General features: G+C 69.2%; 23 protein-coding genes and 2 tRNA genes. 11 read left to right on the top strand and 14 right to left on the bottom strand.

From position 1 onward, the window contains the following. Window positions 1-462: 462 nt before the first annotated feature. Together BLV63_RS16125 and BLV63_RS16120 are read left to right on the top strand one after the other, a co-directional pair. Window positions 463-1,362, top strand: a complete 900-nt coding sequence (locus BLV63_RS16125) for a winged helix family transcriptional regulator (RefSeq protein ID WP_066214898.1) — start codon at window positions 463-465, stop codon at window positions 1,360-1,362. Window positions 1,363-1,802: 440 nt separating this feature from the next. After that, window positions 1,803-2,327: a SixA phosphatase family protein gene (locus BLV63_RS16120; RefSeq protein ID WP_066214899.1), complete on the top strand. Its 525-nt coding sequence runs from the start codon at window positions 1,803-1,805 to the stop codon at window positions 2,325-2,327. Here the strand turns inward: BLV63_RS16120 and BLV63_RS16115 are convergent. The 6 genes from BLV63_RS16115 to BLV63_RS16090 form a co-directional block, all read right to left on the bottom strand. Next, entirely contained in the window at window positions 2,242-2,817 is a 576-nt protein-coding gene (locus tag BLV63_RS16115; protein ID WP_074784642.1) for a hypothetical protein, read from the bottom strand. The two genes, BLV63_RS16120 and BLV63_RS16115, sit on opposite strands and share 86 nt — an antisense overlap. Before the next feature lie 81 nt (window positions 2,818-2,898). Continuing rightward, a complete protein-coding gene (locus BLV63_RS16110) occupies window positions 2,899-3,594 on the bottom strand; it encodes a TetR/AcrR family transcriptional regulator (RefSeq protein WP_082724191.1) in 696 nt (231 codons plus the stop codon). Further along, window positions 3,591-5,642, bottom strand: a complete 2,052-nt coding sequence (locus BLV63_RS16105) for a YhgE/Pip domain-containing protein (protein WP_066214903.1) — start codon at window positions 5,640-5,642, stop codon at window positions 3,591-3,593. The genes BLV63_RS16110 and BLV63_RS16105 overlap by 4 nt, the downstream gene beginning before the upstream one ends. Next, window positions 5,639-6,415 carry a heme ABC exporter ATP-binding protein CcmA gene (locus tag BLV63_RS16100; protein ID WP_074784640.1) on the bottom strand — a complete coding sequence of 259 codons (777 nt, stop codon included), beginning with the start codon at window positions 6,413-6,415 and terminating at the stop codon, window positions 5,639-5,641. The genes BLV63_RS16105 and BLV63_RS16100 overlap by 4 nt, the downstream gene beginning before the upstream one ends. Before the next feature lie 98 nt (window positions 6,416-6,513). Further along, a complete protein-coding gene (locus BLV63_RS16095; protein WP_066214907.1) occupies window positions 6,514-7,986 on the bottom strand; it encodes an aldehyde dehydrogenase family protein in 1,473 nt (490 codons plus the stop codon). Next, on the bottom strand, window positions 7,983-9,248 hold the full coding sequence (locus tag BLV63_RS16090) for an amino acid deaminase/aldolase (protein ID WP_082724192.1): 1,266 nt from the start codon (window positions 9,246-9,248) through the stop codon (window positions 7,983-7,985). Before BLV63_RS16090 ends, BLV63_RS16095 begins: the two co-directional genes overlap by 4 nt. A 106-nt stretch (window positions 9,249-9,354) precedes the next feature. On the opposite strand from BLV63_RS16090, the gene BLV63_RS16085 reads away from it, so the two are divergent. Genes BLV63_RS16085 through BLV63_RS16075 form a run of 3 tightly spaced genes read left to right on the top strand, consistent with a single transcriptional unit; the run spans window position 9,355 to window position 12,948 of the window. Then, window positions 9,355-10,293 (top strand): LysR family transcriptional regulator, encoded by a 939-nt coding sequence (locus BLV63_RS16085; protein ID WP_066214909.1) that lies wholly within the window; start codon window positions 9,355-9,357, stop codon window positions 10,291-10,293. Between the two features lie 45 nt (window positions 10,294-10,338). Continuing rightward, entirely contained in the window at window positions 10,339-11,643 is a 1,305-nt protein-coding gene (locus tag BLV63_RS16080; RefSeq protein WP_066214910.1) for a D-arabinono-1,4-lactone oxidase, read from the top strand. A gap of 57 nt (window positions 11,644-11,700) precedes the next feature. After that, window positions 11,701-12,948, top strand: a complete 1,248-nt coding sequence (locus tag BLV63_RS16075; RefSeq protein ID WP_074784638.1) for an MFS transporter — start codon at window positions 11,701-11,703, stop codon at window positions 12,946-12,948. Window positions 12,949-13,001: 53 nt separating this feature from the next. Here BLV63_RS16075 and BLV63_RS16070 read toward each other — a convergent pair. Together BLV63_RS16070 and BLV63_RS16065 are read right to left on the bottom strand one after the other, a co-directional pair. Continuing rightward, a tRNA-Arg gene (locus BLV63_RS16070) sits at window positions 13,002-13,075 on the bottom strand. 183 nt (window positions 13,076-13,258) lie between these two features. Further along, window positions 13,259-13,332 (bottom strand) — tRNA-Arg (locus tag BLV63_RS16065). A gap of 264 nt (window positions 13,333-13,596) precedes the next feature. Between BLV63_RS16065 and BLV63_RS16060 the strand changes: the two genes are divergently transcribed. Next, window positions 13,597-15,426 (top strand): phosphoenolpyruvate carboxykinase (GTP), encoded by a 1,830-nt coding sequence (locus tag BLV63_RS16060; RefSeq protein WP_066214912.1) that lies wholly within the window; start codon window positions 13,597-13,599, stop codon window positions 15,424-15,426. A gap of 229 nt (window positions 15,427-15,655) precedes the next feature. Here BLV63_RS16060 and BLV63_RS16055 read toward each other — a convergent pair whose 3' ends face one another. After that, entirely contained in the window at window positions 15,656-16,561 is a 906-nt protein-coding gene (locus BLV63_RS16055; RefSeq protein WP_066214914.1) for a LysR family transcriptional regulator, read from the bottom strand. Between the two features lie 72 nt (window positions 16,562-16,633). Between BLV63_RS16055 and BLV63_RS16050 the strand changes: the two genes are divergently transcribed. Next, window positions 16,634-17,689 carry an EamA family transporter gene (locus tag BLV63_RS16050; RefSeq protein ID WP_066214915.1) on the top strand — a complete coding sequence of 352 codons (1,056 nt, stop codon included), beginning with the start codon at window positions 16,634-16,636 and terminating at the stop codon, window positions 17,687-17,689. Window positions 17,690-17,867: 178 nt separating this feature from the next. Beyond that, window positions 17,868-19,592, top strand: coding sequence for a ubiquinone-dependent pyruvate dehydrogenase (poxB, locus tag BLV63_RS16045; protein ID WP_066214916.1), 1,725 nt, complete (start codon window positions 17,868-17,870; stop codon window positions 19,590-19,592). Between the two features lie 97 nt (window positions 19,593-19,689). Here the strand turns inward: poxB and BLV63_RS16040 are convergent, their stop codons facing one another. Next, window positions 19,690-20,223, bottom strand: a complete 534-nt coding sequence (locus BLV63_RS16040) for a CGNR zinc finger domain-containing protein (protein WP_066214918.1) — start codon at window positions 20,221-20,223, stop codon at window positions 19,690-19,692. Window positions 20,224-20,248: 25 nt separating this feature from the next. On the opposite strand from BLV63_RS16040, the gene BLV63_RS16035 reads away from it, so the two are divergent. Then, window positions 20,249-20,449 carry a hypothetical protein gene (locus BLV63_RS16035; RefSeq protein WP_066214920.1) on the top strand — a complete coding sequence of 67 codons (201 nt, stop codon included), beginning with the start codon at window positions 20,249-20,251 and terminating at the stop codon, window positions 20,447-20,449. Between the two features lie 58 nt (window positions 20,450-20,507). Here BLV63_RS16035 and BLV63_RS16030 read toward each other — a convergent pair whose 3' ends face one another. Next, window positions 20,508-21,116 carry an NAD(P)-dependent oxidoreductase gene (locus tag BLV63_RS16030; RefSeq protein WP_066214921.1) on the bottom strand — a complete coding sequence of 203 codons (609 nt, stop codon included), beginning with the start codon at window positions 21,114-21,116 and terminating at the stop codon, window positions 20,508-20,510. 89 nt (window positions 21,117-21,205) lie between these two features. Between BLV63_RS16030 and BLV63_RS16025 the strand changes: the two genes are divergently transcribed. Then, on the top strand, window positions 21,206-21,583 hold the full coding sequence (locus BLV63_RS16025) for a winged helix-turn-helix transcriptional regulator (RefSeq protein WP_066214924.1): 378 nt from the start codon (window positions 21,206-21,208) through the stop codon (window positions 21,581-21,583). Window positions 21,584-21,660: 77 nt separating this feature from the next. Here the strand turns inward: BLV63_RS16025 and BLV63_RS16020 are convergent, their stop codons facing one another. From BLV63_RS16020 to BLV63_RS16010, 3 genes are all read right to left on the bottom strand, one after another. Continuing rightward, a complete protein-coding gene (locus BLV63_RS16020) occupies window positions 21,661-22,281 on the bottom strand; it encodes a dihydrofolate reductase family protein (RefSeq protein ID WP_066214926.1) in 621 nt (206 codons plus the stop codon). Between the two features lie 113 nt (window positions 22,282-22,394). Continuing rightward, complete coding sequence (locus tag BLV63_RS16015; RefSeq protein ID WP_066214928.1) at window positions 22,395-23,852, bottom strand: amino acid permease; 1,458 nt, start codon at window positions 23,850-23,852, stop codon at window positions 22,395-22,397. Window positions 23,853-24,069: 217 nt separating this feature from the next. Beyond that, window positions 24,070-25,485 carry a phosphomannomutase/phosphoglucomutase gene (locus BLV63_RS16010; RefSeq protein WP_066214930.1) on the bottom strand — a complete coding sequence of 472 codons (1,416 nt, stop codon included), beginning with the start codon at window positions 25,483-25,485 and terminating at the stop codon, window positions 24,070-24,072. A 69-nt stretch (window positions 25,486-25,554) separates the two neighbouring features. On the opposite strand from BLV63_RS16010, the gene BLV63_RS16005 reads away from it, so the two are divergent. Then, on the top strand, window positions 25,555-25,977 hold the full coding sequence (locus BLV63_RS16005) for a DUF6157 family protein (protein WP_066214932.1): 423 nt from the start codon (window positions 25,555-25,557) through the stop codon (window positions 25,975-25,977). The last annotated feature ends 160 nt before the right edge of the window (window positions 25,978-26,137 follow it).

Raw genomic sequence — 26,137 nt, 5'->3', positions numbered from 1 at the left:
TCAAGCGGATCTGGCATGAGTTTCAGTTCACAGTTGAACTTTCATGCGCTGGATGCCTGATCTGGTTCATAAAATTCGATCAATCGCGCCGAGATCGACCGTGAAAGGGTTGATTCGCATCTCCCGAGGCCTCTTGTCAGAATGGTGAGATCGGTCACAATGGACACATTTGTCTCGCCATGTGGACGGTCCACAGCTTTGTTACTTGCCAGTTGTGTTTGTTACGTTGCACACTCGGAGATGTGAATACCAACTCAACAGCATCTGCAGCCGCAGCGACCCTCTCCAGCGCACCCGCTGGCCGGATGGTTGGCTGTTGTCGAATGTGCGCCTGACCTCCACCCCTCAGCTCAGGCAACCGTCCTCACCCCGCCCAATGAAGGGCACTTTCCTGATTCATTGCGGGGACTCAACATTCGAGCCGCGATGACGGCAAATTCACTCTCAGAGGTTTGAAACAACATGTCAGTTGCATCCGGATACGTCCACATCTCCCTGCGGAACGCCAACAAGGCACCTGCCGTCCGCCCCGAATTCGCGAACCGCCCGGTGGCGGCCCCGCAGCAGTACCCGGCCGGCTACAACGGCCAGTTCGCAGCCCCCGCCCCGGCCCAGCAGCCCGGCTACCCCCAGCAGGGATACGGCCAGCTCCGTGCGGTTCCGCAGCCGGGCGCCCCGGCCGTCGAGGGCCACCCCGTGACCGCACCCACCCCGGTGATCGCCCGCGGCGCCAATGGCGCACCGGCCCGTCCCGCAGCAGGCACCCCCACGGTGGCTCGCGGCTTCGTCCTCTACGTCGGCATCGATGAGGAGACGGCAGCCGCCTCCGGGCAGTCGATCGCCAAGCTCGCCCAGGAGATCCGCGCCTACGCTCAGTCGCTCGTTCAGGGGGCTGAGAGCTACGCCGCCGTCGCCGTCGCGCCGGCCAGCGCTCCGGGCTCCGCCCTCGACGTCGTGCGCAGCACCTTCGGCGATCCGACCGTCGCCAACCGCCAGCGCGTCGAGGCGCCCCGCCCGGCCGCCGTCCCCGATCAGCGCCCCAGTGGTGTGCTGATCGACCTGGCGCGTCGCGAGGTCCACCTCGACGGCGACACCCTGAACCTGACCTTCAAGGAGTTCGAGCTCCTGAACTACCTCGTGGAGAACGGCACTCGCACCGTGGACCGCGAGGAGCTCCTGGAGAACCTGTGGCGCAACGCCGAGGAAGTCCCCAACGAGCGCACCATTGACGTGCACATCCGCCGTCTCCGCTCGAAGCTGGGCCGCCTGGCCAACACGGTCCGCACGGTCCGCGGGCAGGGCTACCGCTTCTACGAGCACCCCGAGGTGGTCGTCTGGGCCGCGCCGGAGTACTCCATCTGACGTTTTCGGTTCTGTGAGAAGGACGGGGATCCCCTCCGCGCCTGCGCTCCGGCCCCGCTGCACTTCAGGTTTCCGGCTTCTGTCGGGCTTGAGGCAGCGGGGCCTTCACGCAACAACGGCGCTGTCGGGGACCCCCGTCCTTCTGCTCGTTCCCGGTCAGAGGGAGTGCGTCCGGCTTGGTGGGGGATCACCCGTGAGTGGGGCCGGTTCTGTGCGAGCGAGTGGGTGACCTGGCCTGCGGCCGTGACGGGTGGTCTGTGTGTGGGGTGCCGGGGGTATCCGGAGAGCGCCGTTGTCGCGTAGAAGCCCCGCCCCGCTGACAGCTTGAGGCGAGCCGGTCCGCAAAAGTCGGCGGGGCTGAAGCGCAGGCGCCGAAGGATGCCCGCGGCGCCCCACCCCGCACGTCCAACGAGAACCCTCCGCGGGGATAGTGTTTTCCCATGAGCGAGCATCACGTGAAGCGCCTGATCATCATGCGTCACGCCAAGGCGGACTGGCCTCTGGGGGTCCAGGATCACGACCGGCCTCTGGAACCCCGTGGGCATCGTGATGCGGCGGCGGCCGGGGCCTGGCTGCGGGAATCGGGGAACGTCCCGGACTTCATCTTGTGCTCCACCGCGGTGCGGACCCGCCAGACCTGCACCTGGGTGTGCGAAGAGCTGGGGGAGAAGGCCCCGACACCGAAGCTCGAATCGGGGCTCTACGCCGCGACCGGGCGGCGCATGCTCACGGTCCTCAACCACGTGCCGGAGACGGTGACGAGCCTGATGATCATCAGCCACATGCCGGGGGTACAGGACCTCGCGCTGCTCCTGGCGGACCGCGACTCGGATCAGACCGCCTACATGGACATGGCGGAGCATTACCCCACCAGCGGGATCACCGTGCTTGAGAGCGTGAAGCCCTGGGCGGAGCTGGACGGTCAGGACGCGCGCCTGGTGTCCTTCGAGGTGCCGCGGGCCTGACAGCAGTCCTCGCCGTCGAGCGGCCTCCCCCGGACCGGCCGGCCGCCGGTCGAGCGCTCCGGTTGCCCGCCGTGCGGGTGGGGCGCTTGCGTCCGGTGACACCAGCCTTCTTCACGGGCCAGACGCTGCCCAGGAACAGCAGGAGTGCGGCCGGCAGTCCTGCGGCGAGACTCAGGAAGAAGTACAGATCGCTTCCTGCGCCGGGGCCGGTGGTGTGCATCCGGTCGTAGCCCTCGGAGAATCCCAGCCCCCAGAGACGGACGTACGCCAGGGCGAACGTGACGGCAACGGTGGTCAGGATTCCGGCGGCGAGCAGCACCTTGTTGCGGCGCAGGATGGCGACGGACGCGATGGCGCAGACGAAGCCGATGAACGCGCACACCAACAGGAGGACCAGGCCCAGCGTCTCTGGGGCCAGGACCGTCTGGATCAGGAGCGCGGCGCAGGCCAGGGCCGCGCCGAGCATGATCTTGGTGGTGAGCAACCGCATGGCGACATTCTTTCAGAGGGTTCTGACAGTTTTCCTGGTCCGTATCCTCGGTCCCCGGGTCCAGGGACCGAGGGGCGGGCGTCAGCGCGCCAGGTAGCCCTTCACGAAAGTCATGATGGCTTCGACGCTGGCTTCCTGGGAGCGCCCCGGATGGAAGCTCTTGCGGTCCAGGCCCACGATGAAGCAGGCACCGAAGATCGCCGCCTCCAGGCCGCTCCGCGACACGTCCTGGTTCACCGCGTACCGCTGGCCGATCCGGTCCAGGGCCTGGGAGATCACGTCGAGCAGTTCCGAGCGGAGTTCCCGCATCAGATCACGCCACTCGTTCTCCGCCTTCCAGTTCTCGTTCATCCAGAGCTGCCCGAAGGACGGGTAGTCGTCCAGGAACGCGATCGCCTCGGACACCACGGACTCCATGGCCGCGACGGGATCCTCGACAGCAGGCACCGCTGCGAAACGGGCCAGGAGGATGTCCACGCCGTGCCGGAGCAGCTGCGCGATCAGCTCGGACTTGCTGCCGAAGTTGTAGTACACGGTGCCCTTGGAGACCCCGGCCTCGGCCGCGATCTCGTCCACCGTCACTTCGGCGGCGCCCCGCTCGCCGATGAGCTGCATCGATGCGTCGAAGATCTTCTGCCGCGAGGCCGACGTCCGCTGGGGACGACGACGGCGGCCCGCGCCGTCGTCGTCGCCCACGGCAGGACCCTGGCCGGGTCCGCCGGCGTCACCGACCGCCGACGGCAGTCCTGGGCGGGTGGCCGGCTCGGCGGGACTCATACCGAGATCTCCGGCTTGAAGCTCTTCAGGGTCCAGAGCTTGTGCTTGTGGACCGCGAGCGTGGACATCGCCATGCCGAGCGCCGCGTAGCCCACCAGACCCAGCATGATGGGGGCCACCATGGACAGGTCGCCGCCGTAGATGAGGTGGCGCATGCCGGTCACCACGTAGCCGAGCGGCAGGATGTCGTGGACCACGTGGAACGGCTCCGGGGTGGTCTGCCACGGGAACGTGCCGCCCGAGGAGACCAGCTGGAGCACCAGCAGGATGAGCACCACGAACTTGCCCGGCGTGCCCAGCAGGGCGCAGATGCCCTGGATGAGAGCCGTGAACGCCATCGCCGCGAACAGCAGGAAGACGAAGGTCAGCGCCGGATTGGCCGATTCGAGTTTCAGGCCCAGCGTGACCACGGCCCACAGCAGGGCCGTCTGCACCGCGGAGACCACGAAGAAGGGCAGCCAGCCGGCGATGCCGATCTTCCACGATGGCGCGTTGGACGCCAGGGCTCGCTGGGTGAGCGGGCGCATGGCCTGCACCAGCATGAAGGCGCCGATCCACAGCGAGAGGCTGAGGAAGAACGGGGCCAGGCCGGCGCCGTAGGTGGTCGCCTTGGTCTGCGCGAGCTTGTCGACGGCCACCGGATCGGACATCACCTTGGAGACGCTCTCCCGCTGGGTCGCGTTCGGGTTGGGGATCTGGCCCGAGCCCTCCGCGAGCTTGGTGGCCAGTTCCTTGCCGCCGCTCGCGGCGGTCTTGGCGCCGTCCTGCAGCTTGGCCGCGCCGGCGTTGAGCTGCGTGGCGCCCGAGTTGAGCTTGGTGGCGCCCTGGTAGGCGCTCTGCTCGCCCGCCGCGAGGGTCTTCGCCCCGTCGGCCAGCTGGTAAGCGCCCGAGTTGGCCTGGTTGATGCCGTTGACCAGGGTGGGCGCGGAATCGGAGAGTTTCTTGGCGCCCGCGGACACCGCCGCGGCGCCATCGGAGAGCTTCTGGATGTCCGCCGCGGCGCCGTTGATCTTCGCCTTGGCCTCCTGGACCGGGCTCGAGCCCTGGACGGTCTTCAGGTCCGCGAGGATCTTGTCCGCCTGTTCCTGGGTGATGAACTGGTCCTTCACGAGCTTGCTGACCGTGGTCTTCACGTCCGCGTCGGCCTGGGTCTCGACGGTCTGGAGGTCCTTCACCGCGCCCTGCACCTTGGCGTTGAGCTGCGCGTTGCCGGCGGCCACCTGGGCCGCGCCGTCGGCGAGCTGCTTGGTGCTGGACGGCAGGGGCGCGGCGCCCTGGCTGAGCTGGGACAGCCCGCTGCTCAACTGGTTCGCGCCGTCGGAGAGCTTGTTCGCGCCGGCCACGAGCTGGCCCTGACCGTCGACCAGCTGGCTGGCGCCGGAGCTGAGGTCGGTGGTGCCTTTGTGGAGATCAGCCGTGCCGGTCTGGAGCTGGGCGAGCCCGTTGGACAGCGTCTTGGCGCCGTCGGCCGCCTTCACCATGTTCTGGTGGATGACGCCGAAGCCGGACAGGAGCTGATCGGCCGTCTGCTCGCCGACCTCCTGGGCGACGCTCGCGTGCACGGCGGTGGTGAGCTTGTCCACGATCGTGCTGAGCAGGTAGTTGTTGGCGTCGTTCGTGGTGACGTTGAGCATGGCCTGGTGCGCCGAGTCGAACGTCGACGGGGACACGAGGTTCTTGGAGAAGTCCTTCGGGATCTTCAGGGCGAAGGCGTACTTGCCCGTCCGCACGCCCTCATCGGCCTCCTGCGAGGTGGGAACGCGCTGCCAGTCGAAGAGGTGCGCGTCCACGAGGGAGTCGGCCACCTTCGCGCCGGCCTTCAGTTCCTCACCCTTGGTGCCGTCGGGCTTGGACGGGGTGGCGCCGGTGTCCTCGACCACCAGGGCGGCCTTGATGCCGCTCAGGTTGTTGTACGGATCCCAGTTCGCATAGAGGTAGATGGCCCCGTACAGCAGGGGGACGAGGGACAGGGCGACGATGGTGAGCTTGGGCAGCACACCACTGGTCATGCGCTTGAGCTCGGAGCGGGCCAGGCGTAGAACGGTCACTTCGCTTCCTCCACGTTCTCATCCGCACTGTTTTTGTCAGCATCCGGCGTCTCACTCGACTCACTCGACGCGGCATCGCCGACCTGCGCGGCGCCGGCGGCCAGGGCCTCCTCCGCCTCCTCTTCGGCTCCCGGCGGCAGCTCCGCATGCGGAACGGAGTTGCCGATCACCGCGCTGGGGCCTTCCCAGCCGTCCGGCAGGGTCGCCACGACCGCGACGACGGCGAGCGGCCGCCCGGCGTCGAACGCGAGCTGTTCGCAGCGCTCCAGCCAGACGGTGGGGTCGGCGCTGTGCCGGTCGGGGGAGTCGAGCACGAGCAGGTCGACGGCGGGATCGGCGAGGGCCAGCTGGGTCAGGAGGCTCACGCGGCGTTCCGCCGGAAGTTCGTCGACCCAGAGCTTTTCCACGTCCTCGAAGGAGTTGAGCTTGAGCCAGGGCTTGGCGAGCAGGGCGCCACGGTAACGGCGGGGGATCAGCGCGAGGTCCTCGGTGACCAGGTCGCAGACGGAGAGGTGCTGTTCGGGCTCGTTGATGCCGGGGGAGTCCACGAGGGCGGAGGCCTTGCGGACGGCTTTGAGCCGGGTGCTGCCGTTCCAGGACAGGTGACCCGAGGACGGCTTCATGCGTCCGGTGAGGGTCAGGGCGAGGGCGGTGCGGTCATCCTGGTTCTCGCCGCGGACCAGGAGCAGTTCGCCGGGGGAGACACGCAGTGAGGTGGCGGGCAGGAGGTCGGTCCTGCGGCCGTTCACCTGGAGCGCACGGGCGTCGAGCATGGGGGAGGTGCCTTTCGTGAAGAACGTCTGACACCAGAGTATCTAAACTGACTGGTCAGTTCAAATAGTTCTTCGCGGGCACCGAACCCCTGTGCGGATCACCGACGGCGGCCGTGCACCAGCGTCACCAGACGCCCCATGAGCCGTACCTGCCAGGCCTCGCGCCGGAACGAGAGGACCGGCACCGGGAGCGGGAAACGCTGCCGGGCCACGCTGTGCGGACGGGCGAACTCCCGCAGCCCGTCGGCCCCGTGGATCCGGCCGAACCCGGAATCCCCGGTCCCACCGAAAGGCAGGGCCGGGACCAGGGCGAACGACATGACGCTGTTGATGGACGTCATGCCGGCCCGCACCCTGCGTGCGATCGCCCCTGCCTTCCCGAGGTCCCTGCTGTAGACCGCGCTGCCCAGGCCGTACACGCCCGCGTTGCTCTTCTCCACGGCCTCGGCCACGGACCCGACGCGGGTCACCGTGAGCGTCGGGCCGAACGTCTCCTCGCGCACGGCCTCGCTGTCCTCCGGAACGTCGAGCAGGATGACCGGTTTCACGAACGGCGGCGCCACCGACTCCTCTCCGCCGGCCACGGCCCGCCCACCGTCTGCGAGGGCGGCCTGGATGTGCCGCAGGACGGTGCTGGGCTGGCTGGGCATCGTCAGCGGCCCGATGCGGTCCGCGTCGCCCGGCCCCGCCGTCACGGTGCCCGCGATCCTGCGGAGCTCCGCGACGAACTCGTCGTACACGGGAGCCTCCACGTACGCACGCTCCATGCCGATGCAGGTCTGCCCGGCGTTGCCCCACGCGCCGAAGGCCACGTCCTGGGCCGCGGCGCGGACGTCGGCGTCGGCGGCGATGATCGCGGCATCCTTGCCGCCCGCCTCGATGACCACGGGGGTGAGAGTCTCCGCGCAGGCCGCCATGACCTTCTTGCCCGTGGCGGTGGACCCGGTGAAGGCGAGCTTGGAGACGCCGGAGCGACAGAGCGCCGAACCCGTGGCGCCGAGTCCGGTCACGAGCTGAAGGACCGGCAGCTCCGGCACGGCGCGGTGGAAGGCCTCGACGAGCCACGAGCCCACCGCGGTGCTGTACTCACTCGGCTTGAACACCACGGCGTTGCCCGCCGCGAGGGCATAGGCGATCGACCCCATCGGCGTGAACACCGGATAGTTCCACGGGCCGATCACACCCACCACGCCCAGCGGCTGGTACTCGACGCTCGCTGCCAGGTTCGCGCCCAGGACCCCTGGCCGCACCGAGCGCTTGCGGAGCACCCGCTGCGCGTTCCTCGCCGCCCAGTCGATGTGCTCGACGGCGGCCATCACCTCCAGCCGGGAATCGTCCACCGGCTTCCCGGTCTCCTCCCGCATGAGACGCGCGAGCTCGTCCAGCCCCGCCACGACGGCGTGCTTGAACGCCAGCAGGCGGCGGAGCCGGCCGTCGAAGCCCAGCCCGTCCCACCAGGCCGCGGCCTCCCGCGCGCGGTCGACGGCGGCCGCCACCGCGCCGTCGTCGTCCACGGGGAAGGTGGCCACGACGGCGCCGGTGGCCGGGTTGAGGGAATCGAACGTGCTCATCCGAGGAATGCCTTTCCTTCGCCGCGGTAACTGGGGACGGACGCCACCAGCCGGTCGCCGTCCACCACGTGCAGGGTGTCGACGTGTTCACAGAGTTCGCCGGCCTTGGCATGCCGGAACCAGACCCGGTCGCCGAGGGACAGGCTGTCCGCGGCGGGCCCGTGCACCGGGGTCTGGACCTCGCCCGCGCCTTCCGTGCTCAGGAGCTTCAGTCCCGTCGGCCAGACGGGGCGGGGCAGCCGGTCGGGTCCCGACGGGCCGGACGCCACCCAGCCGCCGCCGAGCACCGTGGCGAACCCCGGTGCGGGTTTGCGGACTACGGGCAGGGCGAAGAAGGCGGCGGGTTCCGGGTGGAAAGCGCGGTAGCCGTCGAAGAGCGCGGGGGCGTAGAGCCCGGATCCGGCCGCGAGTTCGGTGACCGCGGCTTCCGCTCCGGTGGTCTCGAAGCTTCCGGTGCCGCCCCCGTTGACGAATTCGAGGGGCGAGCCGGCGGGCAGTTCCCGGTGCACGGCGTCCACGGCCTCGGCGCGGCGCGCGGCGAGTTCCCTCCCGGACAGGGCGTGCAGCGCGCGGATCTGGGCGCGGTGCAGAGCGGAACCGGTGTCATCCCCGAGCCCGGCGATCTGTCCTTCATAGGACATGATCCCCACGAGCCGGAACCCCTGTCGCCGGACGATCTCGGCGGCCACGGCGGCGGCATCCTCGGGGGTGTGGACGGGCGAGCGCCGCATGCCCAGATGCGCGCGGCCACCCGCCAGGCGCAGCGACGCGTCGAGGTCCAGGCACAGTCGGAGCGGTGCGTCCGGCCCGGCGAACGGGGCCAGGAGATCCAGCTGATCGGCGGAGTCCACCATCAGCGTGACGCGCTCGCGAGCGGTGGGCGAGTGGGCGAGGGCGGCCAGGGCGGCGCGGTCGGCGGTCGGATAGGCGACCACGACGTCGTCGAACTCCTCGGCCAGCCAGAGCGCCTCCGGGAGGGCGTAGGCCAGGATGCCGCGGAAGCCGGGAATCTCCAGCACGGCCCGCAGTACCGCGCGGCTGCGGATCGACTTGCTGGCCACCCGGATGGGCTTGCCCTGAGCCCGCCGCAGCAGGTCTGCGGCGTTCCGGCGGAGCGCGGGCAGGCTGAGGACCGCGAACGGAGCCTCGAGGTGTGCGGTGGCGCGGTCCAGCGCGGCGAAGCCACCCGCGCCGGTGAAACCGTTCCGCCCCGCCGTGGAGCCGTCCGGGGCGAGGCTGAAGGAAAGGGTGCTGGCGGACATACCCCGACTGTGACACGTCGCACACCTCGAGGGGAAACACCCGGGTGGGCCTGACTCACATCGAGGTGTTGTCAATCGACAGACGCCCTCCCAGAATGAGGAGGTGATGGACGTCAACACGCGCCGCCTACGCTACTTCGTGGCCGTGGCCGAGGAGCTGCACTTCAGCCGGGCCGCAGCGCGGCTGTTCGTCGCTCAGCAGGCGCTCTCGAAACAGATCCGGGAGCTCGAAGCCGAGCTGGGGGTCACCCTTCTGAACCGGACCACTCGTCGGGTCGAGCTGACCGAGGACGGTGAACACTTCCTGGAGGTGGCCAGGGGAGTGCTGGACGCCTGGGATGACGGGCTCCGGCGCGTCCGGCTGGCGAGCCGCGCCGGTCAGCGGGTCCTCCGGCTCGGCTTCGTGGTGGGTGCGGCACTGGAACTGACGCGGCCGATCCTGGCGGAGTTCGCGCGGCGCCATCCGGATGTGGAGCTCCGCCTTCAGGAGGCGGCCCTCAGCGACCCCAGCTGCGGCCTGGCCGACGGCAGCAGCGACCTCGCGATCCTCCGGCCGCCGCTCTCCCTGGCCGGGGTGCAGCGGCTGCCGCTCTTCGTGGAACCCGTCGTCGCCTGCCTCGGCTCGAGCCACCGGCTGGCGGGCCGGAGCATGATCTCGCCGACCGAACTGCTGGACGAGCCGCTCACGGTCGGCGGAGGGCACGACGCCGCGTGGCGCGGGTTCTGGTCCCTGTCCGCTTTCCGGACGGAGGGGCATCCGCCGCGCATCGTGGAGACCTCGTCACCGACGGAGGAGGCGGAACTGGTGGCCAGCGGGGTGGCGACCGCGCTCACCGGAGCCGCGATGGCGAGGTATCTGGTGCGCCCGGGGCTCGTGTACGTCCCGGTGGAACCGCACCCCGGTTCGGAGGTCGCGCTCGCCTGGCGCGAGGACGCCCCGAGCGAGGTCGTCTCCCTGTTCGTGCAGGCGGCGCAGGACGTGCGTGACGCCGAACAGGGTCTCGTCCGCAGCATTGAGCATCCGGTGGTTGTGAATTCACCCTGATCCAGTGTTTGTGCTCCAGGTCACATCGGCGTGAGCATGGAGGCCATGTGGAAGAACTGGGTCGGAGATCAGGCCTGCACCCCGGCGAACCTCGTCCAGCCCGCTTCGGTGGAGGCTGTCCAGGAGTCGGTGCGTGAGGCGGCCCGGCAGGGGAGAGGGATCCGCGTGGTCGGCGCCGGACACTCCTTCGGCGACAACGTCCTCACCTCCGGGGACCTCCTGTCCCTCGACCGGCTGAGCGGTCTTCTCGGCGTCGACCGTGAGGCGGGGACCGTCCGTGTCGCGGCCGGGACCAGGCTGCGCGATCTTAACCGTCTGCTCGACGGGCACGGCATGGCGCTGGCGAATCTGGGTGACATCGACAGCCAGTCGGTCGCGGGGGCGATCTCGACCGCCACGCATGGCACGGGCCGGAGCCTCGGCAATCTGGCGACGTTCGTGGAGGACGTCGAACTCGTGACGGCGGACGGTGAGGTGCTGCAGGCGTCGACCGCCGGGCCGGACGTCCTGTCCGCCGCGCGGGTCTCGGTGGGGGCGCTCGGGGTCGTCACGGCGTACACCCTGCGGGTGGTGCCTGCCTTCGCGCTGCACGGTGTGCAGGAGCCGGCCTCCCTGGAGGAGACGCTCGGGAGACTCGACGAGCACGTGAATGGCAACGACCACTTCGAATTCTTCACTTTTCCCCACAGCTCCACCGTGCTGGCCAAGCGGACCAACCGCGTCACGGATCCCGTCCCGGAGAACGACGGCCCCGCCCCGGGACGGCTGCGCTCCTATCTCGAGGGAGAGCTGCTCGAGAACACGGCTCTGGACCTGGTCTGCCGCCTGGGCCGTGCCCGCCCCGGCCTGATTCCCCGGCTCAACCGGCTGGCGACGGACCTGGTCACACCGACCTCGCGGACGGGCGTCAGCCACGAGGTGCTGGTCAGCAAGAGGAGCGTCCGGTTCACGGAGACCGAATGGGCTCTGCCCCGCGAGGCATGCGTCGAAGCGCTCACGGAGATGCGGCGGCTGGTGACGGCCCGGGGCCTGGACGTGAACTTCCCCTTCGAGGTCCGCTTCGTCGCGGGGGACCGGGACTCCCTCCTCAGCCCGGCCTACGACCGGGAGAGCTGCTACATCGCGGCGCACATGTACAGCGGCATGCCGTGGCAGGAGTTCTTCACGGCCGTGCAGACCGTGGCCCTCTCCTACGGCGGACGGCCTCACTGGGGGAAGCGTCACAGCCTCTCCGCCGCGCAGCTCGCAGAACTGTATCCCCGCTGGGACGACTTCCAGCGGGTCCGCCGGGAACTCGATCCGGCCGGACTGTTCGCCAATGACCACGTCCGCCGCATCTTCGGCGCCTGAGACGGCTTCTGACATGCGACGCCGAAACCCGAGCTCCGACATCCCAAGGAGAAGGACATGAGCCAGCCAGCCGCCGTCGTGCGATCCGGTGGGATGACCACACAGCGGGTAGCGACCGCCGCCGCCTTCTTCCTGCAGGGATTCCTCTTCATCACCATGACCACCCACTTGCCGCAGATCCAGGGGCTGTTCGGCCTGGATGCGGCGACCCTGTCCCTGGTGCTCCTGGGCATGGTGGTGCTGGCGGGCGCCGGCTCGGTGCTCGCCGGGCAGATCGCGCGGCGGCTCGACTCCGCCCAGGCGCTCCGGGTGGGCCTCGGGCTGATCGGCGCCGGCGCGATCGAGGTCGGTCTGGCGCCCGACCTGTTGCTGTTCTGCCTGTTCCTGGCCGTGTACGGGGTCGGTCTGGGCACGGTGGATGCCTCGATGAACATGCAGGGCGTGGCGCTCGAGCACCGCCTGCGCCGCACCCTGCTGCCCGGCTTCCATGCGGCGTGGACCGCGGGCGGGATCGTCGCGACGCTCGCGGCACTCGCCTTCGGGGAAGCCGCGCTGGCGGCGTCCGTGACCCCCTTCGGGGTGGTCGCGGTGGTGGCGACTGCGCTGCCGTTCCTGCGCCGGGACCGAGGAGCGGAGGCGGGGTCCGAAGGCGTTCAGGTGAGCATCCCGTGGAAGCGGCTGATGCTGGTGGGGCTGGTCCTCGTGCTCTTCTACATGGTGGACACCGCCGCCTCCACCTGGGGTCCCGCCTATCTGCACGACCTTTTCGGCACGGGCCTGGGCAATGTGGCCGTGGCGACCCTGCCGTATCTCGTGGCCTCACTCCTGGCGCGGCTCGCGGGTGACTGGGCCGTGGGACGGTTCGGGGCGGTGCGGCTCCTGAGGGCCGCAGCCGTGCTCTCGGCCGCCGCGCTCGCCGTCGTGGTCCTGGCCCCGAATGCGGCGATCGCGGTGCTGGGCTTCGCCGTCCTCGGCTTCGGGGCAGGCATCATCGCGCCGCTGTCCTTCTCCGTGGCGGGCTCGATCGCGGCGCTCGGCCAGGCGGGGTCCGGTGGCGCCGACGACCCGGTGCGCCGTGCCCGGGTGGATTCCGTGATCGCACGGTTCAACCAGTTCAACTATGTGGGGGCGCTGCTGGGATCCGTGCTGACGGGACTGGTGGGGGCGGACTCGCTGCGCCTCGGCTTCGCGCTGCCCCTCGTGCTGGTCCTGGCGATCCTGCCGCTCGCAGGGGCATTCCGGGACAGCAGCGCTGGGCGGGACGGCAGCGCAGTCCGGGGTGCCGGCGCCGTCCGGGAGGAGTGAGGCGGGTACGAGAAAGCCCCGGTCCGTGGACCGGGGCTTTCGCATCTTCTCTGTGCGCCCAAAGGGATTCGAACCCCTGACCTTCTGTTCCGTAGACAGACGCTCTATCCAGCTGAGCTATGGGCGCATGTTTCTCCCGGGATGTTTCCCGTTCGAACCTCGAGATACTTTACCCGAAAACTCTTCAGGATGCACGACGGCGGGGAGCGCGGTCCCGGAAAGGCCGGGATCCGGGGGAGCGGCGGGCGTGCATCCGGGAACACAAAAGCCCCGGTCCGTGGACCGGGGCTTTCTGCATTCATCTTCTCGGTGCGCCCAAAGGGATTCGAACCCCTGACCTTCTGTTCCGTAGACAGACGCTCTATCCAGCTGAGCTATGGGCGCTTGGCGTCATTCCGGAAGCGACTCCCGGTTGAACCTTCATAAACTTTACGGGAACTTCTGGCGGCTTCCAAATCGACGGCCGGTGACGCCCCGCACATGTACCGGTCTACGTGACCTTAATCACAAAAACGATCGAAAAGCGTGATTCGACCACGGAAAACGTCCCGAACGAGGCTTCCCCGTCAAATATTGCTGAAAATCCGTCCAGTGGTCCATACCTACGATTGAGACACCCGCCCAGGAACCCATCGAAAAGGACTCACTATGGGAAATCTGACGACGTCTCGCCTGACAGCTGACGCCCCCACCACCCACCAGAAGCTTCTGGCCTGGGTCGAGGAAGTGGCAGAACTGACGCAGCCGGACTCCATCTACTGGGTGAACGGTTCCGAAGAAGAGTACGCACGCCTGACCACTGAACTGGTCGAGGCCGGCACCCTGGTCCCCCTCAACCCGGAGACCTTCCCGAACTCCTTCGCCGCCTTCTCCGATCCGGCCGACGTGGCCCGCGTGGAAGAGCAGACCTTCATCTGCTCCGAGAAGGAGGCCGATGCCGGCTTCACCAACAACTGGATGGCCCCCGCCGAGATGAAGGGGAAGCTCAACACCCTCTTCGCCGGCTCCATGCGTGGCCGCACCATGTACGTCATCCCGTTCGTCATGGGTCACCTTGACGCCGAGGACCCCAAGTTCGGCGTCGAGATCACCGACTCCGCCTACGTGGTCGCCTCGATGCGCATCATGGCGCGCATCGGCACCGACGTGCTGGACAAGCTGACCGCCACGAACGCCTTCTTCGTCCCCGCGCTGCACTCCGTGGGCGCTCCGCTAGAGCCCGGTCAGAAGGACGTCGCCTGGCCATGCAACCCGGACAAGTGGATCGTGCACTTCCCGGAGGAGCGCTCGATCGTGTCGTACGGTTCCGGCTACGGCGGGAACGCGCTGCTGGGCAAGAAGTGCTTCTCCCTGCGCATCGCCTCGGTGATGGCCCGGGACGAGGGCTGGCTCGCCGAGCACATGCTGATCCTCAAGCTCACCAGCCCGGAGAACAAGGACTACCACGTGGCGGCGGCCTTCCCGTCCGCGTGTGGCAAGACCAACCTCGCGCTCCTCGACCCCACCATCAAGGGCTGGAAGGTCGAGACCCTCGGCGATGACATCAACTGGATGCGCTTCGGCAAGGACGGTGAGCTCCGGGCCGTGAATCCGGAGGCAGGCCTGTTCGGCGTCGCTCCCGGCACCGGCTGGGGCACCAACCCCAACGCCATGCGCGCCATCGCCAAGGGCAACAGCATCTTCACCAACGTCGCCCTGACCGACGACGGCGGTGTCTGGTGGGAGGGTATGACCGACGAGACCCCGGCGCACCTGACCGACTGGCAGGGTAACGACTGGACCCCCGAGTCGGGCCGCCCGGCAGCGCACCCGAACTCGCGCTTCTGCACCCCGATCGACCAGATCGACATGCTCGCCGAGGAGTACTTCGCTCCCGAGGGCGTCCAGGTGGATGCCATCCTGTTCGGCGGACGCCGCAAGACCACCATCCCGCTGGTGACCGAGGCCCGCGACTGGACCAACGGCATCTTCATGGGCTCCACGCTCTCCTCCGAGACGACGGCCGCCGCGGCCGGTGCCGTCGGTGTGGTGCGCCGCGATCCCATGGCCATGCTGCCGTTCATCGGCTACAACGCCGGCGACTACCTGAAGCACTGGATCTCGCTGTCCGCCAAGGCGAACCCGGAGAAGCTGCCGAAGATCTTCCTGGTCAACTGGTTCCGCCGCACTCCCGAGGGTGGCTTCGCGTGGCCCGGTTTCGGTGAGAACTCCCGCGTGCTGAAGTGGGCCATCGAGCGCATCGAGGGCAAGGCCGACGCCGTCGAGACCCCGATCGGCTTCGTGCCGACGGCCGGCTCCCTGGACACCGACGGCCTGGACGTCTCCGCCGAGGAACTGGACGCCGCTCTGGCGTTCCGCCCGGAGGAGTGGGAGGTCGAGGCCGCGAGCATCGAGGACTGGTACGCCAACTTCGGTGAGGCCCTTCCCGCGGACCTCCGCGCCGAGCTGGACGGGCTGAAGAGCCGCCTCGCTTCCTGAATGAACCTCCACGGCCGTGAGCCGTGCTGACGCCAAGACCCCCGGATCTCCGGGGGTCTTGGCGTTTCCGGGGTGTGGAATCCGGGCGGTGGTTCACTGACCTCGCTGTTCCCGGGCTGAGTCCGCTGCGCGCGGCAGCGAGGTGAGACGTCCCGCAGCGAGGTCAGCGGCGACGACGGCGGCTCGCTCGCCGGGGCGCGCGGCGGGCTGTCCGCCCGGGCCGTCGTGCTCAGGGCCAGGCGGCGTCCGCCGCTTCATGCAGGAGCCGGACGAGGAGCTGAACCCCCGGGCTCGCGGACATGGTCTGCCGGTACGCCGCCGAGACGGAACGGTGGGCCTGTTCTCCGGCGAGGGGTCTGGCCACGACCCCGGCGGGCAGGGCGCCCCGGCCCAGGCGCGGCACGAAGGCGAGCGCGAGGCCCTGTGCCACGAACTCCAGATGCGTCGCGAAGTCCGGGTCGATGAAGGCGATGCGCGGGGTGGCTCCTTCGCTCGCCAGGAGCCGCAGCAGTGCCTCATGGCAGATCGCCCCGCGCGGTTGCGAACACCAGGTCTCCTGCAGCAGGGCGGCGCGGGGAACGGCGTCGAGGGCGGCCAGCCGGTGGGTGGAGGGCAGCATGATGTCCGCGACGTCGTTGCAGAGCGGCTCCAGCACGACGTTCCCGGGGATCTCCAAGGCCACGGAGTTCCAGTCGTGGACGACCGCGAGGTCGACGTCCCCGTGGGCCACCTTGCCGACCGCCTCGGCCGGATCCACGGCGACGATCTCCAGACGCATCTCCGGGGCCTCCTCGGCCAGTCGGGCCGCGACGCTGACCAGCAGCCCTCGGGCCGCGGTGGAGAAGCTGGCGACCGTGAACGTGCCCTTCGGCTGCTCGCCGGCGGTGAGGATCGACTCCATCTCCTCGAGCTCGGAGAGGATCCGGCCACCGTGCTCGACGAGGGCCCGGCCGCGTTCGGTCAGGAGCACCCCGCGGCCATGGCGCTCCAAGAGCGCGGCTTTCGAGTGGCGTTCAAGCTTCTTGATCTGCTGGGAGACTGCGGACGGAGTGAAGCCGAGTTCGGTGGCCGCGGCGGCCACGCTGCCGGTCCGGTGGACCGCGACGAGCGCTTGCAGCGCCTGGAGATCGATCATGCAGAAATGCTACCGAATCTGCGGTAGGAATCAACGCTGGTGCTAAAGGCTCGCCCGCGACACGATGAAGAGGTGAAAACCCGTCATGTCCTGCTGGCCCTGCTCGTCGCGCTGATCTGGGGCGTCAACTTCGTCGCCATCGAAGCGGGCCTCCGCGATGTCCCGCCCCTGACCTTCGCCGCGCTCCGCTTCGCCCTGGTGGCGTTCCCCTTGATGCTCTTCGTCCCGCGGCCGCGGGTCCCGTGGTGGACCGTGGTGGGCGTGGGGCTGTTCATGAGCGCGGGGCATCTCGGCTTCATCTACCTGGCGATGCACCTGGGGCTGCCCTCGGGCCTGGCCCCGCTCATCCTGCAGAGCCAGGTCCTCTTCACCGTCCTGCTCGCCGCGCTGCTCCTCGGGGAACGGCCCGGCCGGGTGCAGCTGCTGGGGATCGCCGCAGGGGTGCTGGGCCTGGGGATCGTGGTGCTGGGCCGGGGTGCTTCCGCGGATGTGCTGCCTCTGCTGCTCGGGCTCGCGGGCGGTCTGTCCTGGGGTCTCGGCAATGTGGTGTCCCGTTCGGCCCGGGGTGCCAAGCCGTTCTCCCTGGTCGTGTGGTCCGCGGCGGTGGTCCCGGTCCCGCTGTTCGCGCTGTCCATGGTCCTGGACGGCCCCGCCGCCCCGGTCCGGGCGCTCGCCACGATGGGCCCGGTGGCCTGGGCGAGCACGGCGTTCACGGTCCTGGTCTCGACCCTCCTGGCGTTCACGGTCTGGAACGGACTGCTGCAGAAGTACCCCGCGGCTCAAGTGGCGCCCTTCACGCTCCTGGTCCCGCCGGTCGCCATGCTGGCCGGCTGGCTCGCCTTCGGCGAGATCCCCGGCGTCTGGGACTTGGTGGGCGGCGCGGTGCTGCTCGCCGGCGTGGCCGTCTCGCAGTCAAGTGGGGCGCTCCTGGCGCGGCGGGGCCGTTCAGCGGGTGATGTGGTGCCGACGGCCGCGATGGCGCCCGCGACGACGCCGGCCGTGACGACGACGGCCGGCGCCGTGGCCTCCCCGGGCCCGGACCCGGTGCTGGCTTCAGCCCCGGCCGGGATCGCCGAAGTCCCGCCTCGCGGTGGCGACCGGACTCCGGAGCCCGCCGGGCAGGGGTGACCCGGAGGCCGGCCCTGCACCCGCGCATCGGTTCCCCGGCACACCCGGGCCGGGCCGTCGTCGTCGTGCGCCCAGCCGCGCGGCGGAGCGCGGTGTCCAGCGCGTCACAGGGAACTGTGAGGAACGAGTCGCACGGCCGGGGTTCCGCGGGACGTGACCGGGCCGTAGGGTCGGAAGCATGGCAACCATCGCAAAGAACATTGTCGACACCCTTGCCGCCAACGGCGTCCACCGCGTCTACGGCATCCCCGGTGACTCTCTGAACGGCTTCACCGACGCGCTCCGTGAGACGCCCTCGATCGAGTGGGTGCACGTCCGGCACGAGGAGGCCGCGGCTTTCGCGGCGGCGGCCGAGGCGGCGCTCACCGGCGAACTCGCCGTGTGTGCCGGCTCCTGCGGCCCCGGCAATCTGCACCTCATCAACGGTCTCTACGACGCCAACCGGTCGCGCGTCCCGGTCCTGGCGATCGCGGCTCACATCCCCACCAGCGAGATCGGCTCCAACTACTTCCAGGAGACGCACCCGCAGGAGGTCTTCCGGGAGTGCAGCGTCTACGCGGAGCAGGTCACCGATCCTTCGCAGATGCCGCGCATCCTGGACATCGCGATGCGGACCGCCATCGAGAAGCGGGGCGTCGCGGTGGTCGTCATCTCGGGTGACGTCGCGCTGGCGCAGGCGGCGAGCGAGGCCGTCTCGATCATCCGGAAGACCGAGCCGCGGATCGTCCCGTCCGAGCCGGAACTGCGGGAGGCCGCAGGAATCCTGAACTCCGCGTCCAAGGTCACCATCCTTGCCGGCGCCGGTGTCCGGGGCGCCCACGAGCAGGTCGTGGCGCTGGCGGACGCCCTCGGAGCTCCGATCGTGCACGCGCTGCGCGGCAAGGAGTTCATCGAATACGACAACCCCTTCGACGTCGGGATGACCGGTCTCCTCGGCTTCGCCTCCGGCTACCGCGCCATGGAGGACTGCGACGCCCTGCTCATGCTGGGCACCGACTTCCCGTACCAGCAGTTCTATCCGGATCACGCCAAGGTGATCCAGGTCGACGTGCGGGGTGAACAACTCGGCCGCCGGACCCGTCTGGACCTCGGCCTGGTGGGCACGGCCAAGGACACGGCCCAGGCGCTGCTGCCCCTGCTGGAGCGCAAGACGGACCGTTCGCACCTGGACTCGGCGCGGAAGCACTACGTGAAGACCCGGGCGAAGCTCGACGAACTCGCGAGCCCCACCCGGAAGGGCCAGCCGCTGCACCCGCAGTACGTGGCGCGGGTCGTGGACCGTCTTGCGGCCGACGACGCCGTGTTCACCGCGGATGTCGGCTCGCCGGTCGTGTGGGCCGCGCGGTATCTGACGATGAACGGGAAGCGGCGCCTGATCGGCTCGTTCAACCACGGCAGCATGGCCAACGCCCTGGTTCACGGGATCGGCGCCGCCGCCCTGGAGCCGGAGCGTCAGGTGGTCGCGCTCGCGGGCGACGGCGGCCTGACCATGCTGATGGGCGAGCTCATCACGCTCACGCAGAACAAGCTCCCGGTCAAGCTGGTGGTCTTCAACAACTCCTCGCTGAACTTCGTGGAGCTGGAGATGAAGGCCGCGGGCTTCGTGAACTTCGGTACCGGGCTCTCCAACCCGAACTTCGCGGCCGTGGCCGAGGCGCTGGGCATCAAGGGCATCCGCGTGGAGAACGCGGAGGACCTGGAAGGCGCCGTGCAGGAGGCTCTCGCCTATGACGGCCCGGCCCTGATCGACGTCGTCACCGCGCGGCAGGAACTGTCCGTGCCGCCGTCGGTGTCGCTGGAACAGGCGAAGGGTTTCGCGCTGTACGCCCTGCGCACGGTCATGTCGGGCCGCGGCGATGAGCTGCTGGATCTGGCCCGGACCAACTGGCGGCAGCTCTTCTAGGTCCGGCCGCCCGGCGTCCCCGCGAGGGAACAGCTCGTGCCCGCAAGATGACTCTTTGCGGGCACGAGCTGTTCCCTCGCGGCGCTGGTGGGCGGGTTCAGCGGCGGGCGGCGCGGTGCCGACGGACGGCGGCGCGGTTCGCGCAGCGCACCGAGCAGTACTTCTGCGTGCCGTTGCGTGAGACGTCGACGACGACGTTCCGGCACTCGCCGTCGACGTCCGTCCCGGCGGCGCACCGGGACAGCCGGTGCATGCCGCGCGTCGTCAGGTGCAGGGCGGTGCCGACCGCGAAGACGGCTCTCAGGGTGCTCGGGAGGCCCTTGTCGTCGTCGCGGTAGTGGAGATGCCACCCCTCGCCGTCGTGGTCCGTGAGATGGGGGTACGCCGCTTCGTCCGCCATGATCCGGTTGAGGAGGCGCGCCCGCGACGGTCCGTCGGCCGTGTCCACCACGTCGAGCCACTCATCGAGGGCGACCCTGAGCCGGGCGTGGTCCCCGGGCTCCTCGGGGAAATCCATCGTCATGCCGAAGTCGCGCGTGCGGGACACGATGCCGTCGCGGTCGGCCGGCCAGTCGTTGGCGAGGGAGGCGGCCAGGAGGACGGCATACTCCCCGTAAGGGTTGAGATGCATAAGGCCATTACATCAGGCTGGGTTCATGGACACCAGAACAGCGCTTCAGCCGGCCGTGCAGGCCGAGACCCCCGACCATCTCTGGGCCATCCGGTCCCGGCACTCCACGTCCGAGGGGGTGGTCCTCTACGAGCGGTGCGAGGACTGCGGCTCGTGGAGGATCGAGCGGGTGGACGGGCGTTTCGTCCTGCCCCACGTGCTGCATGCTCCGCGAGGGAACAGCTGAGGCCCCTTCCCGGGGTGGGAAAGGGCCTCAGCTGTTCCCTCGCGGGAGGGGTGTGGACTCAGTTGGCGGCGTTGAAACGCGCACGGCGGAACTGCGGGTTCTCGATCTCGTCGAGAGCGGCGACGGCGAAGTCCTGGGTGGAGATGAACGGGCCGGCGATGGAATCGCGCTCCACGTGGTACTTGCCGGTGCGCTCGCCCGGGGCGATCTCGGGGGCGGGGGACTGCATGGTCCAGTCCAGACCCTCCGGCGCGGCTTCGTACAGGCCGAGGATGGTGGTGAAGCTCTGGGCCTCGGCGCGGTACGCCTCCGGGAAGCCCATGGCGTCGACCAGGCGGGTGGTCACGTCGGCCATGAGGGAACCGGCGCCACCGACCACGTACACGCGGGCGTCCGGCTGGGCGGCGATGAGATCGCGGTGCGCCTGCAGGATGGGCTCGTGGGAGTCGCCATTGCGCGGGGTGGGGATGGAGATGACGACGACGTCGTTCTCCTGGGCGAGGCGCTCCAGGGTCGCGGTGTCGCTGAACTCGGCGGCGACGGCGGTCGTGCCCTCGACGTCGACGCCCTGGCGGGTCACGGCGGTGACCTCGTGGCCGCGGCTGAGAGCCTCGTTGACGATCTGGCTTCCGACCATTCCGGTGGCACCGTAGACGGCGATCTTCATGATGTCCTCATTTCTGTAGCTGTCGTGCTGCTTGATGAATCAACAGTATCCATTGGAAAGCAAGTACTTCAACGTCATATAGTTACCTCATGGATACTTTGCCCTTCGACGTCATGGACCAGAACTGCCCCTCGCGCCTGGTCCTGCAGCGCATCGGGGACAAGTGGACCCCGCTCATCTTCCAGGCCCTCAAGGGCGGAGCGCGTCGTTTCGGGGAGATCCGGCAGGTCGTGGACGGAGTCAGCCCCAAAGTCCTGACCCAGTCCCTCCGCGCCCTGGAGCGTGACGGCTTGGTGGACCGTGAGGTCTTCGCCGAGGTGCCCGTCCGGGTCGAGTACCGTCTCACGCCTCTCGGGGAGGGCCTGCTGGGGCCGCTGGACGCCGTCCGCATCTGGGCCGAAGCCCATGCGGGGCAGATCCTCGCCGCCCGGGACGCCTACGACGACGCCGAGGCCGCCACGCTGTAGCGGCCCGCCACGCTGTGACGACGCCCTGACGGATCGTCGGGCGGGTGGCTGTTCAGGGCGCGGGCCGGCGGTGAGGATCAGGCCTGACGCACCACCCGGTACCGGACGTGGGTGCTGACGGGTGAACCGGCCGTCTCGACGATCTCCAGGCGGTAGCCGGAGGAGTCCGCCGGGAAGATCGACTCACCCGCGCCGAGCACCACGGGCGCGATGTCCAGCGTGAGTTCGTCCAGCTCTCCGGCCTCGAGCGCCTGCCGCACGGCCGAAGCGCCACCCGCGATGTCGACGTCGCCGTCGCCGGCTTCCCGGGCGAGCTCCAGGGCGCGGGCGAAACCTTCCGTGACGAAGTGGAAGGTGGTGCCGCCCTCCATCTCGATCGGGTCGTGCTCGTGATGGGTCAGGACGAACACGGGCGCGTGATACGGCGGCTCCTCGCCCCACCAGCCGCGCCAGTCCGGCATCGTGGCCCAGGACCCGCGCACGGGGCCGAACATGTTCCGGCCCATCACGTAGGCGCCCCGGGGACGGAGCAGGCGGGCGGTCCAGTCGGCGTCGACCTCGTGGCGTTCCTCTTCCGGTCCGATGTGCCAGCGATGCAGCAGGGGACCGCCCTTGCCGAGCGGGTTCTCCAGACTCTGATCCGGGCCGGCGACGAAGCCGTCCAGGGACACGGACATGTGGGCTGTGGTGAAGGTCATGGGTCCATGGCATCACGGACCGCGCCTCAGGAGAAGAGGGGCGCGACGCCGAAGCCCTCCCGTGCGGATCGCGCGGGAGGGCTTCGGCGCTGATGGCGGAAGGCCGGGGTCCGTCAGGGTGCGTTGTGCACCGGGACCGGAGTGGTCGTGTCCCCGGCGGGATCGACGACCGGGAGCAAGCCGGTCTCATCGACCAGTTCGATCCGGGTGCGGCCGGAGCCCTTGAGGAAGAGGAAGTACACCGCGGTCAGGATCGCGATCCACAGGGCGCCGATCAGGAGCGCCGGCCGGGAGTCCGGCAGCACTCCGATCATCACGATCACGAACACGATGAAACCGATGGCCAGGTAGCTGCCCGTCGGCCACAGGGGCACCGGGAACTCGGACGGGAGCATGCCGTCCCGCTTGATCTCCGCCTTCATCCGGACGTGGGAGAGGAGGATGACAAGCCACACCACCACGGTGGCGAACGTGGCCAGGGCGGCGATCAGGAAGAAGATCTGGTCGTGGAACCAGATGTTCAGCAGAACGCCCAGCAGGAGCGACGCGACCATCGCGAGGACCGTCAGGAACGGCACCCCGCTCTTGCTGGTCTTCATGAAGGCCTTGGGGGCCTGGCCCTGCTGCGCCAGGCCGTGCAGCATGCGGCCCGCGCCGAAGATGTCCGCGTTGATGGCGGACAGGGCGGACGTGATGACGACGGCGTTGAGCACGTGCGCCGCGCCGGTCAGTCCCAGCGAACTGAAGATGGAGACGAAGGGGCTCGCCTCGCCGTTGATGGTGTTCCAAGGCTGGAGGGTCATGATGATCCCGAGCGTCAGGATGTAGAAGAAGAGGATGCGCACGGGCACCGAGTTGATGGCCTTGGGGATGACCTTCTTCGGGTCCTGGGCCTCACCGGCCGTGATGCCGATGACCTCGGTGCCGCCGAAGGCGAACATGACGATGGTGAACGAGCTGAGCAGGCCCCAGAGGCCGTTGGGGGTCAAGCCGCCCTGGTCCCAGAGATTGTGCAGGCCGGCCGCGTTCTCGTGCTGGTTGTTCAGGCCGAAGACGATGATGGCGATGCCGCCCACGATCATGGCGATGATGGCCGTGATCTTGATGATCGAGAACCAGAACTCCAGCTCACCGAACACCTTGACGCTCACCAGGTTGACCGCCGCGATGATGAACACGGCCGACAGGATCCACACCCACCGTTCGACGTTCGGGAACCAGAAGCCCATGTACACCCCGAAGGCCGTGACGTCGGCCAGGGCGACCACGAACATCTCGAAGACGTAGGTCCACCCGGTCAGGAAGCCGGAGTAGGGGCCGAGGTACCGGGAGGCGTACTGGCCGAACGAGCCGGCCACGGGGTGCCGGACCGCCATCTCGCCGAGGGCGCGCATCACCATGAAGACGACGGCGCCGCCTACCAGATAGGCGAAGAGGACGGCCGGGCCGGCGGCCTGGATCGCTGCTGAGGATCCGTAGAACAGGCCGGTGCCGATCGCGGAACCGAGGGCGATGAAGCGGATGTGGCGGGCGTTGAGGCCTCGCCGCAGTCCGGTACTGGATGAAGTCATGGGCACGATCTCCTTTGAACGTGTGGGCCGTGAAAGCTCTCACACCAGGACATCGCACGCGGGCGACGCGGGAGGCCTTGTGACGGGTGACACTGTCCGGGATATCAGACGTGGGGATTGTGACGACCGGCTGACATGCGAGTGGGGCCCGTTTCCGGGCCCCACTCGAGAGCTTGTCGTCCGGCGACGCGGTGCAGAGGAGCGCCGCGCTCCGGGGTCAGCGGCGGACGAGCGCCAGGACGCGGTCCCGGACCTTCGCCATGGTCTCGGCGTCCTTGGCCTCGGCGTTCAGGCGCAGGAAGGGCTCCGTGTTGGACGGGCGCAGGTTGAACCACCAGGAACCGTCGGCGGCGCTGAACGTGCTGCCGTCCATGGTGTCCTCGGTGACGCCCTCACCCTCGAAGTCGGCGCGGACCCGTGCGACGGCGCCGGCCTTGTCCTCGATCTCCGAGTTGATCTCGCCGGAGGAGACGTACGGCTCGTACTCGCGGGCCAGTTCGGACAGCGGACCGTCCTGCTCGCCGAGAGCCGCCAGAACGTGCATGGCGGCCAGCATGCCGGTGTCGGCATTGAAGAAGTCGCGGAAGTAGAAGTGCGCGGAGTGCTCGCCGCCGAACACGGCGCCTTCCTCGGCCATGACGGCCTTGATGAAGGAGTGGCCCACGCGCGTGCGGACGGCGCGGCCGCCGTCGTGCTCGATGAGTTCCGGCACCGCGAGGGAGGTGAGCAGGTTGTGGATGATCACCGGGGTCTCCTCGCCGAGTGCCTTGGCACGGGCGATCTCGCGGCGGGCGACCATGCCCGTGATGGCGGAGGGGGAGACCGGCTCACCCTTCTCGTCGATGACGAAGCAGCGGTCGGCGTCGCCGTCGAAGGCCAGGCCGATGTCCGCGCCGTGCTCGACCACGGCCTTCTGCAGGTCCACCAGGTTCTCCGGCTCCAGCGGGTTCGCCGGGTGGTTGGGGAAGGTGCCGTCCAGCTCGAAGTACAGGGGGGTGATGTCCAGCGGCAGCGGGCTCAGCAGCTCGGAGCCGAGGACGGCCGGGGTGGTCAGGCCGGCCATGCCGTTGCCCGCGTCCACCACGACCTTGAGCGGGCGGATCCCGGAGAGGTCCACCAGCCGGCGCAGGTACTCGGAGTAGTCCTTGAGGACGTCCCGCTCGGTGATGGCGCCCGGAGCTTCGACGGACGGGATCAGGCCGGCGGCGAGGTACTCCTCGGCGGCGTGCTGGATCTCCTGGAGGCCGGTCTCCGACGAGATCGGCACGGCGCCGGCCTTGGCCATCTTGATGCCGTTGTACGCCGCAGGGTTGTGGCTGGCGGTGAAGGTGGCGCCGGCGGCGTCGAGGGCGCCGCAGGCGAAGTAGAGCTCGTCCGTGGAGATGAGCCCCAGGAGTTGCGGGTTGGCGCCGCGCGCCGCGGCGCCCTCGGCGAACTTCTGCGCGAACTCGGGGGAGGACGGACGCATGTCCCCGCCCACCAGGATGGTCTGTCCGGCCAGGCCCAGAACATCGACGAAGGCGGCGCCGACGGCCTCCACGATCTCGGCCGTGATGGTCTCGCCCACCAGGCCACGCACGTCGTAGGCCTTGAAGGATGGGGAAAGGTCGATGCTCTGCTGCTGTTCAGTCACCCGCCTAGTTTACGTAGACGCCGGTGGTTTTTCCTTCTCCTGTGGATGACCGCGCGGCACAATGGCGGTATGAAGACCGAGGACGGCCACACCACCAATTACCGGACCACCTTCATCGAAGTCGCCGAAGATTGCCCGGTCGTGTCCGCGGAGGTGCCCGCAGCCCGGGCGAAGCCGACCATGGCCCAGCGCCAATTCGAATTGATCGACGAGGCCCCGTACCAGCTGACCTCGGACGACCTGCTCTTCCGGATCCACGCGGAACGGACCGGGATTCCTCCGGAGGAATGGCCCGAAGCCCGCGCCGCCTTCTTCTCCAAGGGTCAGCCCTGCCTGCGGGCCTCGCCGCTGGCCAAGCGCTACGGCTGGGGCATCCACCACGACGACGACGGCCGCGTCGCCCTCGTCCCGCTCGGCTCCGAGCGCTATGCGGAGCTGGCCGCGGATCCCGCCGTGCAGCACGTCCGTGCCATGCGGAGTTCGCGGGGCTGAACCGGGAAGGCCTGTCGCGGGGCGGGGCCGATGTGGGGCTGTCGGTCGCTGTGCCGATGGGCCGGCCTGGGCCTCGCCCGCGGTGAGGTCCCGGCACGTGTCCTTGTCCACATACGGGACCACCCGGGGCGCGGGCCGGTAGTCCGTGCGGAATACTGGG

Origin of the sequence: Arthrobacter woluwensis, from assembly GCF_900105345.1 — a bacterium.
Classification (GTDB): Bacteria; Actinomycetota; Actinomycetes; order Actinomycetales; family Micrococcaceae; genus Arthrobacter_E; species Arthrobacter_E woluwensis.
Note: the sequence above shows the minus strand (reverse complement) of the source record. Positions and strands in the feature narration are given on the sequence as shown.

Coding starts and splice junctions, on each gene's coding strand:
- BLV63_RS16075 (WP_074784638.1), top strand. CDS start 11,701: ATGAGCCAGCCAGCCGCCGTCGTGCGATCCGGTGGGATGACCACACAG.
- BLV63_RS16030 (WP_066214921.1), bottom strand. CDS start 21,116: ATGAAGATCGCCGTCTACGGTGCCACCGGAATGGTCGGAAGCCAGATC.
- BLV63_RS16080 (WP_066214910.1), top strand. CDS start 10,339: ATGTGGAAGAACTGGGTCGGAGATCAGGCCTGCACCCCGGCGAACCTC.
- BLV63_RS16055 (WP_066214914.1), bottom strand. CDS start 16,561: ATGATCGATCTCCAGGCGCTGCAAGCGCTCGTCGCGGTCCACCGGACC.
- BLV63_RS16060 (WP_066214912.1), top strand. CDS start 13,597: ATGGGAAATCTGACGACGTCTCGCCTGACAGCTGACGCCCCCACCACC.
- BLV63_RS16035 (WP_066214920.1), top strand. CDS start 20,249: ATGGACACCAGAACAGCGCTTCAGCCGGCCGTGCAGGCCGAGACCCCC.
- BLV63_RS16005 (WP_066214932.1), top strand. CDS start 25,555: ATGAAGACCGAGGACGGCCACACCACCAATTACCGGACCACCTTCATC.
- poxB (WP_066214916.1), top strand. CDS start 17,868: ATGGCAACCATCGCAAAGAACATTGTCGACACCCTTGCCGCCAACGGC.
- BLV63_RS16115 (WP_074784642.1), bottom strand. CDS start 2,817: ATGCGGTTGCTCACCACCAAGATCATGCTCGGCGCGGCCCTGGCCTGC.
- BLV63_RS16095 (WP_066214907.1), bottom strand. CDS start 7,986: ATGAGCACGTTCGATTCCCTCAACCCGGCCACCGGCGCCGTCGTGGCC.
- BLV63_RS16040 (WP_066214918.1), bottom strand. CDS start 20,223: ATGCATCTCAACCCTTACGGGGAGTATGCCGTCCTCCTGGCCGCCTCC.
- BLV63_RS16100 (WP_074784640.1), bottom strand. CDS start 6,415: ATGCTCGACGCCCGTGCGCTCCAGGTGAACGGCCGCAGGACCGACCTC.
- BLV63_RS16090 (WP_082724192.1), bottom strand. CDS start 9,248: ATGTCCGCCAGCACCCTTTCCTTCAGCCTCGCCCCGGACGGCTCCACG.
- BLV63_RS16085 (WP_066214909.1), top strand. CDS start 9,355: ATGGACGTCAACACGCGCCGCCTACGCTACTTCGTGGCCGTGGCCGAG.
- BLV63_RS16020 (WP_066214926.1), bottom strand. CDS start 22,281: ATGACCTTCACCACAGCCCACATGTCCGTGTCCCTGGACGGCTTCGTC.
- BLV63_RS16120 (WP_066214899.1), top strand. CDS start 1,803: ATGAGCGAGCATCACGTGAAGCGCCTGATCATCATGCGTCACGCCAAG.
- BLV63_RS16125 (WP_066214898.1), top strand. CDS start 463: ATGTCAGTTGCATCCGGATACGTCCACATCTCCCTGCGGAACGCCAAC.
- BLV63_RS16015 (WP_066214928.1), bottom strand. CDS start 23,852: ATGACTTCATCCAGTACCGGACTGCGGCGAGGCCTCAACGCCCGCCAC.
- BLV63_RS16110 (WP_082724191.1), bottom strand. CDS start 3,594: ATGAGTCCCGCCGAGCCGGCCACCCGCCCAGGACTGCCGTCGGCGGTC.
- BLV63_RS16025 (WP_066214924.1), top strand. CDS start 21,206: ATGGATACTTTGCCCTTCGACGTCATGGACCAGAACTGCCCCTCGCGC.